A 14,532-nucleotide genomic window follows, 5' to 3' on the forward strand; every position below is an offset into this window, starting at 1 on the left:
GGCTAATTCTCCGGCTGTTTTTGTATCTCCTTGCCCAATATGGGCTGCAAATAACCCCCACAACATGGGGAAAAATTAGCTGTTTCTCCGAGTTCTTGCGCCAATTCCCGCGCTCTGGTAAAAGTGTTAATTAATTCAGGCGAACCATAACCTTTAATTGCCGTTAGCGGCGCACCCAAAGCAATGTGCAACCGCAACTCTTGCTCTTTTCTCTCCACCGTATCAGGCAACGTTTCCAACCACTCCAACGCCTCCGTAAACAACTGCACCGCCTCTCGCAAAGCGTGAACCCGCACTGCCTGCTCCCCCGCCTTTTCTAAATAAAAAATCGCCTTTTCTGCAACCCGTGCCTTACTCCAATGATGCGCCAAAATCGCATAAAACCCCGACAACTCTTCATAACTTCTTTCATACCACAACGCCAAAAATTCATGAACTTGCCGGCGCTGCGAGTACAACATCAAACCATAAGCCACTTCCTGAGTAATAATATGCTTAAACATATACCCCAAATCCGGCTCCGGCGTCTCCATCGGGGTAAGATCGAACCGCTGTAACTTCATCAAATAATTAGGCAACTCAGGCTTATCATCCTCAATCGGATGAATATCTCGCAACAACTGAAATCCAAAAGACCGACCAATTACACTCGCCACTTTCAATGTAAGCTGTTCACTGGGAGAAAGCCGATCGATCCGCGAAGCAATCACCCCCTGCACAGTAGCAGGAAAATTTAGCTCACTCAAATTACCAACCCCCGCAGCAATCCGACACTCCCCATCATGAATTTCTATCACGCCCGCCTCGCGCAAACCATAAGCCAATTCCTCACTAAAAAACGGATTTCCTTCTGTTTTTTTCTCAATTAACTCCACCAGGCGATCGGGCAAACTTTTTACCCCCAAACGCTGAGACAGAAACAGTCGCGTATCTGTAGCCGGCATTGCTTCCAAATGCAACTGTTCTACCCCTTCTGTCGTCAGCAGTCGATCGTATTCCTCCGGCATCGGCTCACCCAGAGGTCTCGTCCCAATCACCAATAACAACCGCTTCACCTTCTGCGCCACCGCCAAAATCAGCGCCCAACTTGAGGAATCCAACCAATGGGCATCCTCCAAAACAAGCAACTTAGGAGAGCGATTCACCGAATCCTGCAACAATTGCACCAACAAATCCCGCGTCGCTTCCGCCCGTGGCTGCCCCACCAACCCAGCCGACACCTCCGTATCCGGCAAATCTAAACCCAAAACCCCATTTAAAAGTGCCGCTTTTTCCAACCATTGCGGTTCATCCTCCAATAAATCTAAAACCTGACGTTTTTTCGTCTCTAAATCGGGTAAAAAAGACAAATCCCACAAGTGACTAAACACCGCGTTCCAAGCATGATAGGGCTTCGAGCGAGCGATCGCATCCCCCGCACCAACCAAACTTCCGACCCCCAATTCTTGCGCCTGCAAAAGCAAATTTTCTATCAAACAAGACTTGCCAATTCCTGCCTCCCCACAAATCATAACTACCCCAGAAACACCCGCTTTCAACTGTTCTAATTTATTCCCTAACAATAACCGTTCTTTTTCCCGCCCCACCATCGACTTTTCCGTTTTTCCTGCCATCCACCAAGGCAAATCTTTACGCACCTCCCCAAGCGGACAAAATACTTGAACGACTTCTTCTATACCTTTAACTTTAATCGGAGTTAACGATTCAAACTCTATTCTTTCTTTGGCGAACTCAAACGTCCCTTCATCACACAAAATTCCGTCCTTCGCAGCCTGCATCAATCGCGCCGCCAAATTCACAACCGCCCCGATAATTGTGTATTCTCGACGTTGCTCGCTGCCAATTACACCACTATAACAAGTACCAGTCGCGATCCCTATCTTCGGTTGCAATCCTAAACTTCTTAAGTTTTCCAATAAAGCCATTCCCGCCATCACACAACGCACCGAATCATCCTCATGGGCAAACGGCGGCAAACCAAAACCAATCACCAATGTACTACCTTTATCATCCACCAAAAACTTATTTAAAGTCCCCTCATAAACTTGCAAAATATTTTGGATAGCATTAAGTGTAGTTGAAATAAAATCTAAAGCCCCCTCGGCATCATAATCCATCCCCGGCAAATTTAAAAACATCACAGTCACTCGTCGCAAATCGCCTAACCAATCAGTTTGACCGACTTTTAAACGCTGCAAAACCCCCAAGCTTACATATCTTTCCAGTCGTTCTTGCATCTGATCGTAAATCGCGATGGGAGCCGATTCAACCAGATTGAGAAACCTTCTATCCGCGACAGACTTTAAAAGATTAAATCCCTCCAAACGCACCACATTTGAAGCTAATAATTGTCCCACAAACTGGTCTTTGATTAACTCCCAAGCCGTCAGGGACAAACAAGCTTCACCTATACCCACAGCCGTTTCTGCAAGCGCCACTTGACCAATAGGTTCCCCCGCCACAAGATACTCCCATCGGCCATTCGTTCCACCGATGTAAAACTCTTTTAAGTTACCCGCTCCAATACCAATATGCAATCGCAACTGGGCATTTGCCGCTTGATATTCACCCAAATCATTTAAAATCGCCAAAGCACATTGCGCCGCACAATAAGTCGCTAGATCTAAAGACAAACTTTCCGCCGGCCAAATAGCCAACATAGCATCGCCAGCAAACTTGACAATATCCCCTTTATGTGCTATTATTAATTCAATTAATTGACCAAAATAAGCATTTAAATGAGTCGTTAATTCTTCTACTCCAATAGAACCTTTTTGAGCAAGACGTTCAGTAAGAGCAGTAAAACCAGAGATATCAACAAACAAAACTGCCGCCTCAAAAGAGCCACTAGCCGGAGAAGCAAGAGGAGTAGGATCTGCAGCAAAACAATTTAAGACACGAATCGGTAAAAAACTGGCAAGGTTTTCAACAAAAGTAGGCATAATTCGACACACAGATATTAATAGTACAATTGGCGGCAGACTTCAAAGATTCTAATAAATTCCACACCCAGAAGACAGCAGAGATTCGCAATCTATGTATATACGCTCTATTGCTTAAGCAGTCCCTAGCTTAGTTAACATATAGGTAGGGCTTGGGGAAAAAAGCTGAAACCCTTATATAGCAATCCTAAATGATTTGCTTGCATTATACGCGAGCTTTCTGGCTCGCACTGCAAGGATTCTGGTCTCGCTCGATTTTGCGACTGATTTAGGATTGCTATATCAAGTGAAAATGTTAGGCTTTTTACGCCAAGCTGTTGAACTAATTTATCAAGTAGTACAGGCTATTTATCTTCCTGCTATCCTATGCGTATTATTAATTAACGGCCATCCTCAGATTGCAATCCCTGCTCAAAGAACAGGGAATTAATATCAACCTTTATGGGTGAAAAATGTAAGTAAATCATGACTTACGCACTATCAGGCTAAAAACAAACGGTTGCAATTACAGCGCTTGGCTCATAATGACAGAAATACGCTGTTTTTGGGTAATTCCTATAAATGTATTATAAACAAACAGCCTTTGATGGTCAAGTTTTGTTCCTCATTACTTGCCAACCACCTACTTGTTATACCACATCCCGGTTATTTACCCCATTTATGATGACCCACAGAAACTTAGCCCGTTTAAGCTCGATCGCAAGCTATGTTAATGGCTGAGAGGATATCCAACCCGGATTTGGTATGACTCTACTGTTTTACTCAAATTTTTATCGCCCAACCACGGCGGTACATTCCATACAAAATTAACCACCAAAATAATACCGCTGTCACGGCAAATGCCAGAGAACCATTCAGCGGCCCCGCCCACGGCAAAAACCAGTTATCGTAAATCCAAGTGTAAGTTGTTGGAGCATTTTCGCCGCTGCCAATATGGGTTTTTAACAGGATTCTGGCGACAATACCGGAAGCAACAAACAGGAAAATTGCATTCAATCCCATGATTTCAAACGGCCGCCCCCATTTCCAATTCTGCACTTCTATTGTTTCGTAGCAAGCTGCTAGCAATAACAACGCCCAACCAGCAGTAAAAACTACATAAGAACTTGTCCAAAGTTGTTTGTTGATCGGAAAGGAAAATCCCCACAAATGGCCGATTACTAGGCAACTGAGGCCGCATATTGCTAAGTTTACACTGGTGCGGGTTTTGATTGGCTGCACGCGCAGCCACTCTCCTGTAAAGTAGCCGATCAGGACTGTTACAACTGCGGGTAAGGTACTCAACAATCCTTCTGGGTCGAAGGGGCCGCCTTTGTACAGGTGTTGGCTACCGAGAATTAGCCGATCGACATATCCCCCTACATTGCCCTCTGGCGTGAGTTCGCCGGCACTGTACCCCCCTACAGCAAATACGGTTAATGCAGCCCAATAGCCCAAAAGCACGGCAACAGCGAGCAGTTTTTGATTGCGGGGGGAGAGGTTGAGAATGGCGATCGCACTGATGAAATAAGCTAAGCCGATGCGCTGCAATACTCCCATGATGCGAATTTTACCGAAGTTTTCAAGCGAGGCGCTGTTGAGAAGTACGTCAAGGGCGATCGAAGATGTGTTTAGCAGCAATCCTAATACAAACAGAATAGCGGCGCGCCGTGCAATTCGCCAGTAAATATTTGTGTTTATTTTTGTAGTAGTTTGGGTATATTTTGACAGGGAAAAGGACATCGCGCAGCCAACGATGAACAGGAAAAACGGAAATACTAAGTCTGTCGGGGTGCAACCGTGCCATTCTGCGTGATCTAGTGGCGGATAAACCTGTTTCCAACTACCGGGGTTGTTGACTAGAATCATGGAGGCGATCGCAATTCCGCGAAAAACATCAAGGGATTTTAAGCGCATAAATTAAGTTATTTGTTCACGGTTCACTGTTCACTGTTGACTGTTGACTGTTCACTGTTCACAATCTTAGCTGATGCCCCATGCCCCATGCCCCATGCCCCATGCCCTAAATTTCAATTCCTTCCAGAGTCATAATGACTGCATTCTTCATCAACATATCGCAGCGTTCTGCATAAAAAGCTGCTGCCTTATCATACTTGTTGACTTGCAAGACGCGCAGAAACATTTGCCTTGCTTGCGCGAATTGCTGCTGGTAGTGAAAAAAAATTCCCTGTTCAAAATAAGTTTGGGTTTGTGCTTTTAGTTCGATCATGATATCCGAGTCGCCGTCATAAATTTCAAATACAGCAACAGGTGTTTGTTTTCCTTTTACTTGAACGCGATCGAGAAAACGGCACTTATAATTTTGGGGGTCGTCGATCCGGCACAAAGTTTGAACGCTAGCTACAATACCAACTCCGTAAAGCTTTGTCAATCCTTCCACGCGGGCGGCTAAATTCACAGCATCGGAAATTACTGTACTTTCCATCCGTTCCGCTTCGCCAATAGTACCCAACATTAAAGTTCCCGTATGCAAGCCAATCCCTATCGAAATAGGTTGATAGCCGCTATTTTGCCTGTGTCTGTTATAAATTTTCACTTGCTGCTGCATCTCAATTGCTGCTTGCACAGCATCTTCAGGTCTGTTAGGAAACAAAGCCATAATCCCGTCACCAATGTATTTATCTATAAAACCGTTGTACTGGCGGATAACTGGGCCAACTCGGCTTAAGTAAGAGTTAAGAAATTCAAAGTTTTCTTGGGGAGACATACTTTCTGACAGACTTGTAAATGAGCGAATGTCGGCAAACATAATCGTCATTTCTGCCTGTACAGAGTCTCCCAATCTGGCATCAACAATGCTTTCAATTTTGAGAAATCTTAAAAATTCGCGTGGAACAAAGCGGGCGGAAGCTGTTGCAATTTTTTCGAGTTCGCTTTTGCTGGCTTCGATTTGAGTCAGGGAGCGAAATGCTCTCAGTGCTGTTACTACCGTGGTAAATAACTTTTTGTTTGTCAGTTCTGTTTTAGTTTTGTAATCGTTAATATCGTAGCTGACAATTACTACATCTTCAGGGATTTGTCCGGGCTGTCCAGTGCGTAAAATAATCCGCACTATCTTATTGTCTAAAATATCGCGGATGTATTTTACTACTTCCAAGCCTGCCTCTTCTGTTTCCATAACTACATCCAGTAAAATCAATGCTATATCTGGATGGGCTTGGATCATTTCTTTGGCTTCTTTACCTGAGTAAGCGCTAATAAATGTGATGAGTTTGTTTTCAAATGTAAACTCATTTAAGGCAAGTTTTGTAATATTGTGAATTTCTATTTCATCATCTACAATTAATATTTTCCAAGTGGCTTCTATTGGCTTTTCTTCCGCCTCGTCTTCTTCGGCAAATATTAATTCATCGTCGCCCGCCGCTATTAATTCGTCATCGCCCGCAGCCAACAGGTTTTTACTAGCTTCTGACATTTATCGTTCTCCTAAATAAAACTTATATTCATGTTGGCGGTATAATAACTAATTGCTCATTTTAGCGGGAAATTCAATCATAAATTTTGTTCCTTTATCTACTTGACTTTCGCAGGAAATTGTGCCTTTTAGTTTTTGAGTAACAAGGTTATAAATAATGTGCAGTCCCAATCCTGTACCGCCCTGGCCTCTTTTGGTGGTAAAAAACGGTTCAAAAATTTTACTGAGATTTTCTGCGGTAATTCCTTTGCCGTTATCGGCATATTCAAATATTAGCCGATCGCCCTCTAGTTTGAAATCAAAACTCAGAATTCCTTCGTCTTCTCCATCGTAAGCATGAATTAAAGAATTTAACACCAGATTTGTCACAATTTGAGACAGCGTGCCGGGGTAACTGTCCAGTACAATATTTTCATCGCACTTCAGCTCTATTTTGTGTTTAGTTCTTTTTAGTTTGGCGGTTAAAGATGTCAAAATTTCCTCTAGATAGTTTTTAACTTTAAACGTGCGTTTTAACTCGCTCGACTGATCTACTGCCACTTCTTTAAAACTGTGAACTAAGTCAGCCGCCCGTGTGAGGTTGGATAAGATCATATTACTGCTTTGCATGGCGATATCCAGAAACTTTTCTAACTCGGAGCGTTTAATTTGGCCATTGCTGTAAAGCTCAAAAAATTTTGTGACTTTTTCAGAAAGTAGGGAGGCTGCAGTGATGCCGATGCCGATGGGAGTATTGATTTCGTGGGCAACACCTGCAACCAACCCTCCGAGGGCGGCCATTTTTTCCGATTCTACCAGTTGATTTTGGGCAGATTTTAGGTCTTCTAAAGTTTGGGACAGTTCGGAGGTACGCTGCTGTACTAACTTTTCGAGATTTTGATTGAATTGCTGCAAGTTGGCGTAAAGTTGGGCATTTTCGATCGAGATAGAAATTTGAGAAGACAGCAGTTTTAACATTTCTAATCTGTCTGGCGTAAAAGCACCTGTAGTCAGATTATTTTCTAAATATAGAATGCCGCTGAGTTTACCTTGATGAATTAAGGGAGTGCAAAGAATTGATTTAGGTTGAACGGCAATTATATAGGGTGTGCGAGTAAATTGTCCTTCGCGGGCGGCATCGTTTAAAACTATACTTTCCTGCGTGCGGGCGACGTAGTTGACAACGGCAACTGCCAATAAAGCTAGTTCGGGATCTTCTTCTACAAAATTTATGGGAATTGATTGCATGACAGCAACGCTATCGACATCTACATATCCTGATGCTTCAATCACCCATTCACCCTCTTTTTCTAGTATTAAAAAGCCTCTTTGCCCCCCGGCATTTTCAATAACAATTTTCATCATTTTTGCGAGCAGTTTGTCTAGAACTATTTCGCCGGCTAAGGTTTGCGATGCTTTAACTGCTGTGGTCAAGTCTAGCACGCCTGCACTGTCGCTGGTAGTGGAAGCGCTGCTGGTAGATTTGTGAGTTTCGATATTAGTTGAAATCGAGGCTGAAGTTAGCAACTGCGAGTATTTTGATTCTAAATGCGCTACTTTGGCTTTTGCTCCCCAGCGCTGATAGCAATAACGCGCTTCTGTCAAGTAAGTTTTAGCAATTTTTTCTCGTCCTATGGATAGATAAAATGATCCTGCCAATTCTGCTGCGATTGCTTGTACCTGTATGTATCCATTTTCTTGTGCTGCTTGAATTGCCCAGTCATAATATTTCATAGCTCGCACAATTTTCCCCAAAACTCGCGCTTTTTCGGCAGTGATTAAGTCGCATTTATGCTGCAAATTCATTGGCGCAGAAAGTGCTTTTTTTTGCAGCTTTTTTCGGTTACTGGTTGCGTAAAATAGATGCTCTTCTTGTTCCTCTTTTGTTGCAGATGGATATGCTGATAGTCTGGCTAGAGCATCGTAAAAATGGTATTCACTAACATTAATAAAGCCCGCAACTCCGTCTAAATAAACTTCTGCTTGCGCTGCATTTTCAAGGGCTTGCTCGACATCTCCAAATAAATAGGCTAATATTAGTTTTTGCAAATAAAATTGCTGGAGTCCCACCCGATCGTTAGCTTTTAACAGCAGCGGTAACAATTTTTCTTCGCTGTAAGCTTCACCTACTAAAATGTCTGGACTTTCCACTTTTTCCATCAATTGCAAAACAGCTTGATGATATATTTGATTCCAAGTCAATACCGTTTCTTGCTTGAGTTGAAGCAGTAAATGGTTGTAATTTGCCATTTTTTGTTCTAGTTGTGGCAATTCTTGACCGATGAAATACAAAGACTGACAAATATTTACTGCGGAATATCCGACAGATTCTAAATCACCATTATCTAGTGCACTTTGATAGGCTTCTTCTAAAAGCGGTAAAGTGTCTTTAACGTGATGTTTGCCGTGCATCAAAAGGAAGGCTACTAAATTAAGCGTCTTGCTTTTGAATTCTAAAGCATTTAGTCGATCGCTCACTTTTAAAGCTAATTGACCGAAGCGATCGCCGGATTCAATATCTCTAACTATCCCTTTTAAAATTGCTCCGTAATTAGCATAACCGAAGGCTGAAAAAGCAGAGTTTCCGTAGTTAATAGATAAATGAACTTGCTCGCACACAATCAATGGTAGCAGCATAGGCTCAACTATAGACGTAGCTGAAAACATACTGGAAAGCACGCGCATAGTTGCTAATTTACGCGGATTTGTCATCAGCGGCAAGTTAATTAAATCTTCTATCTTTTTCCCGGTTAAATAAGCTGCTGTTTTGGTCAGTGCTTTGTGAATGTGGAGGGGAATCGGTGATTCAGGAAAGTTTATTCCTAACATTTTTAGTGCTTCTCGACCAATTTTGACAGCTTCTTGGAGTTTGGTTTGCATCGCACAAGCTGTGATTCTAATTTCAAAAATTTTGATTTTGTCAAGTTCATTTTTGGCGTGTTGCAGGACAATCTTTGCCCATTTTTCCATTTGTTCAAACTCGGTATTGAGGTAAGCTGCTTCTGCTGCTGATTCGTAGAGTGCAAGAGTCAAGTCGTAATCAGTTTGCCAACTCTCTGGAGGAAGCAGCTTAATACCTGCGGTTAAATATGTGAGGGCTAGTTCGTAAGCTGCACTGGCTTTTGCTTTGCGGCCTGCAATTAAATTTAATTGGCATAATTGAAATATTTCTAATTCGTTGCTGATGATTTTTTGAGCGAAATTTAGTTGGTTTACTGTATCAAAAATATGCTCTTCTAATCGATCGGGAGAGGCGTTTTGCAGCAGAATTTGGCCGATTTTGAGATGGATTTCTTGTTTCTGAGATTCCGATAGTAAAGCGTAAGCTGCTTGCTGCACTCGCTCGTGCAAAAATTGGTAAGTCGCGCTAGCAGCATCAGAAAATGGTAGAGACAATTCATCTGTAAAGTCTCTAGATATTTTGTCTGTTACTTCTTTGTTTGCTGCTAGTGCGATCGGAATTTTGCAGGCGTTATTCACGGGAAAAATTAGACCGGACTGAAGTGCCTCCCAGAGGTCTGTTGCTGTGGAGGCTAGAGGTTTTTTGGCGATTGTAGAGAGAATTCCTAAATTAAATTTGTAGCCGATACAAGCGACTACTTTTAGCATTTCTTGCGTATTGTCTGAAAGTTTTTGAATGTTATCTATCATTAATTCTACAACATTGTCCGTTATTCCCATTTCTTGTATTTGCTCGATATCCCACTGCCACTGGCCTTTTATTGGGAAATTTTTCACAACTCGCTCTGAGATTTGTTGAGGAAAGCCAGAAAGGTTAAGTTCGGCTGGATCGCTCAATCTATTTGAGTGTGAAAATTCAAAATATAGCAATTTCTTTGAGTAAAGAGACTTTAGCAATTGAGTTAAGAAAAAGGGATTTCCTGCGGTTTTTTGAAAAAGCAATTCTGCTAAAGTTAGCGATTTTTCTGGTGGGCAGTTCAGAGTATCCGCAACGAATTGATTGACGCTGTTAATATCTAAAGGTGAAAGGGCGATCGCGCTCACAGTACCGCCGGCTTTTCTAATTGCTTCGGCGGTCAGCATTATGGGATGATTTACATCTACTTCCTGTTCTCGATAGGCTCCAATTATTAATAAATATTGACTCTCGATGTCAGTTGCTAGCAGTTGTATTAACTTGAGGGATGCTGAATCGACCCACTGCAAGTCGTCAAGGAAAATTACCAGCGGGTGTTCTTTTTGAGTAAAGATGCGGATGAATTTTTGAAATACTAAATTAAAGCGATTTTGAGATTCATTTGCTCCTAAATCTGGTACTGGGGGTTGCGTTCCGACAATCAGTTCTACTTCGGGAATAACTTCAATAATTACTTGGCAGTTACCGCCGAGGGCATTTAAGATTTTTTGTCTCCAAACTTGGACTTGGGCGGCTGTTTCTGTGAGGATTTCCCGCAACAATTCTTGAAAAGCTTGGAGCAAAAAAGCGTAGGGAATATCGCGCTTAAATTGCTCAAATTTGGTGTCAATAAAATACCCGTTTTCGCGTACTATCGGCTTGTGAATTTCATAGACTAACCACGATTTGCCCAGATTGGCGCAACCGGAAATCAGCACGATTTCTGTATTCCCTCGCCTCATGCGCTCGAAGGTACTGAGAAGCATATTAACTTCTGCTTCTCGCCCGTAAAGTTTTTGGGAAATTTGCAGATAACTTGACTGATCTTGCTCGCCGAGGGTTATGTGGGAAATTTCGCCGGTTGTTTGCAGTCGATCGAGACAATTTTCTAAGTCGTACAAAAGTCCGAAAGCACTTTGATATCTGTCTTCGGCGGTTTTTGCTAAGAGTTTCATGACGAGATCGGAAACGACTTGAGGAATCTCCTCAGTTTCTGCTTGATTGATTCTGCTTTCAATGGTTCTGCTTTCTACTTTCTGCTTTCTGCTTTCACAAGGAGAAACTGGCGTTTTGGCAATATGGCAGTGTACTAATTCCATCGGATCGATCGCATTAAAAGGCAATTCGCCGCAAAGCATTTCATAAAAGGTGACGCCTAAAGAATAAAAATCGGTGCGGTAGTCGATCGCCCGATTCATGCGTCCCGTTTGTTCGGGAGACATATAGGCGAGGGTTCCTTCGAGTAAATGGGGATGGCTGAGGGTGGGGTTTTCGCCTGGTAGCAGGGAGGCGATCGCAAAATCAGCAATCTTAACATCCCCCGTCTCGATATTGACAATAATATTGCTCGGTTTAATATCTTTGTGAATGATCTGGTGTTCGTGGAGTTGACCGAGAGTTTCTGCTAGTTTTATGCCAATTTGCAGAAATTGGTGTAACTCAAGCTGGTTGTTTGTGAGAAACTCTTTTAGGGAAATACCGCCAAAATCTTCTAAAATTAAAACAGGAAAGTGATTGTATTTTTCTATCTTGTAAAGCTTGATTATTCCTGAACTATTCAATTTTTTAAGAATTTCTGATTCGTGCAGGAGTTGGGCTATTTGTGCTGGGCTAGGGTATGGCGGCTTAAGAGTTTTGAGGATAACTGGTTTTTGTTTTTCAAGCTGCATCCCTCGATAAATAACTGTGTGAGGGTTTGTATAAAGTTCTGTGTCAATGCGATATCCAGGGATGGCAATCATGCTGTTTGGGGGTGGTTTTAAAGGTGCGGTTATACAATTTTAGATTTGAGATTGGGAATGGATGACATAATGCTTTGGATCTTGCTTACAGTTGCATTTTTTTTTGCCAGTGGTATTATTAAGTAAGTGGAAATACAGATCGGAGGTCGAGGGCGATTTTTACGACAGTAAACTGGCTGCTATTATATAGCTGAGCTAAACCAGTCCCTAAATGCTCCTCCTCGATACTTTTTTTGCGCTTATTTAGTTATCTATATTTTAGTCTTCAAAAAATCAGAAGTCGCACTTTGCTATCCCGCCAGTGCCAAAATAAACTGGTGCGTGCAAATCAACAGCTAAAATCTAAAAACAATCATGCAGAATATAACTGCCTCAAATCCAGCGACTGCGACCGATCGCGCTTTTGGCACCGCAGACATTAAACTACTGGTACTGGATATCGACGGCACGATCGCAGGTTTGTCAAATGACATCCGAGAACCCGTCAAGCAGGCAATTTTGGCAGCCGAGTTGCGGGGGGTGAAAGTGGCCGTCGCTACGGGCAGGATGTACAGATCGGCTTTGCGTTTTCACTCGGACATCGGCTCAACATTGCCGCTGATTTGCTATCAGGGCGCGTGGATTCAAGACATCGCTGCTCAAAAGCGACTGCGACACTTGCCGCTATCGAAACAAACTGCTCTGCAACTGTTAGATTATTTTGAAGAACCGCATTTGCGACCGCTCCTTTCGATCCATTTCTACATTGACGACAAACTTTATGTCCCGGAAATTACCGCAGCTACCCGAATTTATGCAGAACGATCGGGCATTGAACCGATCGTGATTAAAGATTTGCGGCGAGATATTCCGGGGGAACCGACGAAAATTTTGGCTTTGTGCAAAAATCCGGCGGTACTCGACGGCTTGCACATCAGTATGCGGGAGCGCTACACGCCTGCGGAACTTTATTTAACTCGATCGGTTTCTACTTTTTTTGAAGCTACGCATCCTTCGGCGAATAAGGGAGATGCCGTGCAGTATTTAGCCGAGGAAATTTTGGGTTTGCAGGCGGCGAACGTGATGGCGATCGGCGACAATTTTAACGATCTAGAAATGATTGCCTACGCGGGTGTGGGCGTGGCGATGGGCAATGCTCCTGATGGGGTGAAGGCTGCTGCTGATTGGGTGGCACCGGATGTGGAGGAAGACGGGGTGGCGGCTGCGATCGAACAATTTGTTTTGGGCGATCGTTGATATTTGTAGCAATAATAATTTTCCCAAAATTATAGGGACACGGCAGTGCCGTGTCCCTACAATTTTAAAAATGCCTTTCAACAGAAAAAGCACCGACGACTGGCCGTGTTTCGTCTCGGTGCTTTCTCTGGTTCGCTCCTCACACGTCCATCAATATAGCTGACTCGCTAGATTGTGTCAATGCTTTTTACAAAAGTTTTTTTTGGAGTCGGCAGAAGCTCGGATGCGGCTGCGGTGGAGCGAGGCAGAACCTTTGCAATGTAAGAGTTTTGATGGATCGTCCCGCGATTGGATCGAGCAGAAAAATTTTACTTCAATTCCAGCAGCCAGTCCAAAATCAGAGCGTTGACTTCACTCGGCCGCTCGTCGTGGGGACAGTGGCCCGTGTTGGGAATTGAAACAAATTTCACTGGTTTACCGTTGGCGGCCAATTGTTGATAAATTTGGCTGCCGGCGATCGGCGTCCAGGGGTCGTCTGCGCCCCAAAGTACCAATAACGGACGATCGACTTTGGGCAGCAATTCTGACGGTTGAGGGCCTGCTGGGGCCGTGAGAATCGAGGCAAACACCTGTTGAGCTCCCGGCTCGCAGGAGGGGGCGTGGAGGAGTTCTACGAGTTCGTCGGTGATGGCTTCGGGGTTTCTGTAGACTTGGCGCAGGGTGTTGCGGATGCGGTGTTTTTGGCGGATGTTGTTGAAGACAAACGGGCCGATCAGGGGCGATCGAACTAATTTAGTAAAAGTCCCCATCACTATTCGCAGCGGGAAATTCAGTTCGTCGGGCCGGTGGTTGAGCCCGCCGGCACAGTTGATTAAGACTCCGCCTGCTGATATTTCTGGATGGTTGGCGACTACCATCAAACTCAGCAAAGCGCCGATCGAATTCCCGACAAATACAGCCGGTTCCTGTACCAGATCCGCCGAGAAATCTGTCAGCAATTCTTCCCACAATTCCAGAGTGTAATCTAGGGCAGGTTTGGCGGAAGCGCCGAATCCCAGCAAGTCCAGCGCAAATACGCGATAGCCACCCGCCGCGAGTGCGGGGATATTTTGCCGCCAATGTCCGATCGAAGCCCCAAATCCGTGAATCAAGATCAGAGGGCGACCGGTTCCTTGGACGGTATATTGGATTTTGTGACCTTTCCAAGTCCAAATTAGCTTTTCAAAACTCGTTGCAGATACTAATTGTTGTGCTGTCACGACTGTTAATGTAAATTTTCGTTAACTACTTTCATCATAGCAGCACAATCCCGTTCCCGGCCGGGCTAGGGCGTGTTTTCTCTCCCCTGAATTGCCTTAAATTGTAGGTTGGGTTGAGGAACGAAACCCAACATTTTTCGTAGATTTGTTGGGCCAAGCGTTG

6 protein-coding genes are annotated in these 14,532 nt (G+C 43.7%); 1 reads left to right on the forward strand and 5 read right to left on the reverse strand.

Going from position 1 to position 14,532, the window contains the following annotated elements; all coding sequences use genetic code 11:
- Positions 1-2: 2 nt before the first annotated feature.
- The 4 genes from QUA56_RS15565 to QUA56_RS15580 all read right to left on the reverse strand — a co-directional run bounded on the left by QUA56_RS15565 (position 3) and on the right by QUA56_RS15580 (position 11,934).
- A complete protein-coding gene (locus QUA56_RS15565) occupies positions 3-2,942 on the reverse strand; it encodes an adenylate/guanylate cyclase domain-containing protein (protein ID WP_333359067.1) in 2,940 nt (979 codons plus the stop codon).
- A gap of 762 nt (positions 2,943-3,704) precedes the next feature.
- Positions 3,705-4,838: a heparan-alpha-glucosaminide N-acetyltransferase domain-containing protein gene (locus QUA56_RS15570; RefSeq protein WP_333359069.1), complete on the reverse strand. Its 1,134-nt coding sequence runs from the start codon at positions 4,836-4,838 to the stop codon at positions 3,705-3,707.
- 106 nt (positions 4,839-4,944) lie between these two features.
- Positions 4,945-6,357, reverse strand: a complete 1,413-nt coding sequence (locus QUA56_RS15575) for an adenylate/guanylate cyclase domain-containing protein (protein ID WP_333359071.1) — start codon at positions 6,355-6,357, stop codon at positions 4,945-4,947.
- 48 nt (positions 6,358-6,405) lie between these two features.
- Positions 6,406-11,934 (reverse strand): ATP-binding sensor histidine kinase, encoded by a 5,529-nt coding sequence (locus QUA56_RS15580; RefSeq protein WP_333359073.1) that lies wholly within the window; start codon positions 11,932-11,934, stop codon positions 6,406-6,408.
- Between the two features lie 354 nt (positions 11,935-12,288).
- On the opposite strand from QUA56_RS15580, the gene QUA56_RS15585 reads away from it, so the two are divergent.
- Positions 12,289-13,170, forward strand: a complete 882-nt coding sequence (locus tag QUA56_RS15585) for a Cof-type HAD-IIB family hydrolase (RefSeq protein ID WP_333359075.1) — start codon at positions 12,289-12,291, stop codon at positions 13,168-13,170.
- Between the two features lie 308 nt (positions 13,171-13,478).
- Here the strand turns inward: QUA56_RS15585 and QUA56_RS15590 are convergent, their stop codons facing one another.
- Positions 13,479-14,369, reverse strand: a complete 891-nt coding sequence (locus QUA56_RS15590) for an alpha/beta fold hydrolase (RefSeq protein ID WP_333359077.1) — start codon at positions 14,367-14,369, stop codon at positions 13,479-13,481.
- Positions 14,370-14,532 lie beyond the last annotated feature (163 nt).

It is taken from the genome of Microcoleus sp. N3A4 (assembly GCF_036701805.1).
Lineage (GTDB): Bacteria > Cyanobacteriota > Cyanobacteriia > Cyanobacteriales > Microcoleaceae > Microcoleus.

Bases quoted from the DNA above. Each gene is read 5' to 3' on its own strand.
- QUA56_RS15570 (WP_333359069.1), bottom strand. From the start codon at position 4,838: ATGCGCTTAAAATCCCTTGATGTTTTTCGCGGAATTGCGATCGCCTCC.
- QUA56_RS15580 (WP_333359073.1), bottom strand. From the start codon at position 11,934: ATGATTGCCATCCCTGGATATCGCATTGACACAGAACTTTATACAAAC.
- QUA56_RS15565 (WP_333359067.1), bottom strand. From the start codon at position 2,942: ATGCCTACTTTTGTTGAAAACCTTGCCAGTTTTTTACCGATTCGTGTC.
- QUA56_RS15575 (WP_333359071.1), bottom strand. From the start codon at position 6,357: ATGTCAGAAGCTAGTAAAAACCTGTTGGCTGCGGGCGATGACGAATTA.
- QUA56_RS15585 (WP_333359075.1), top strand. From the start codon at position 12,289: ATGCAGAATATAACTGCCTCAAATCCAGCGACTGCGACCGATCGCGCT.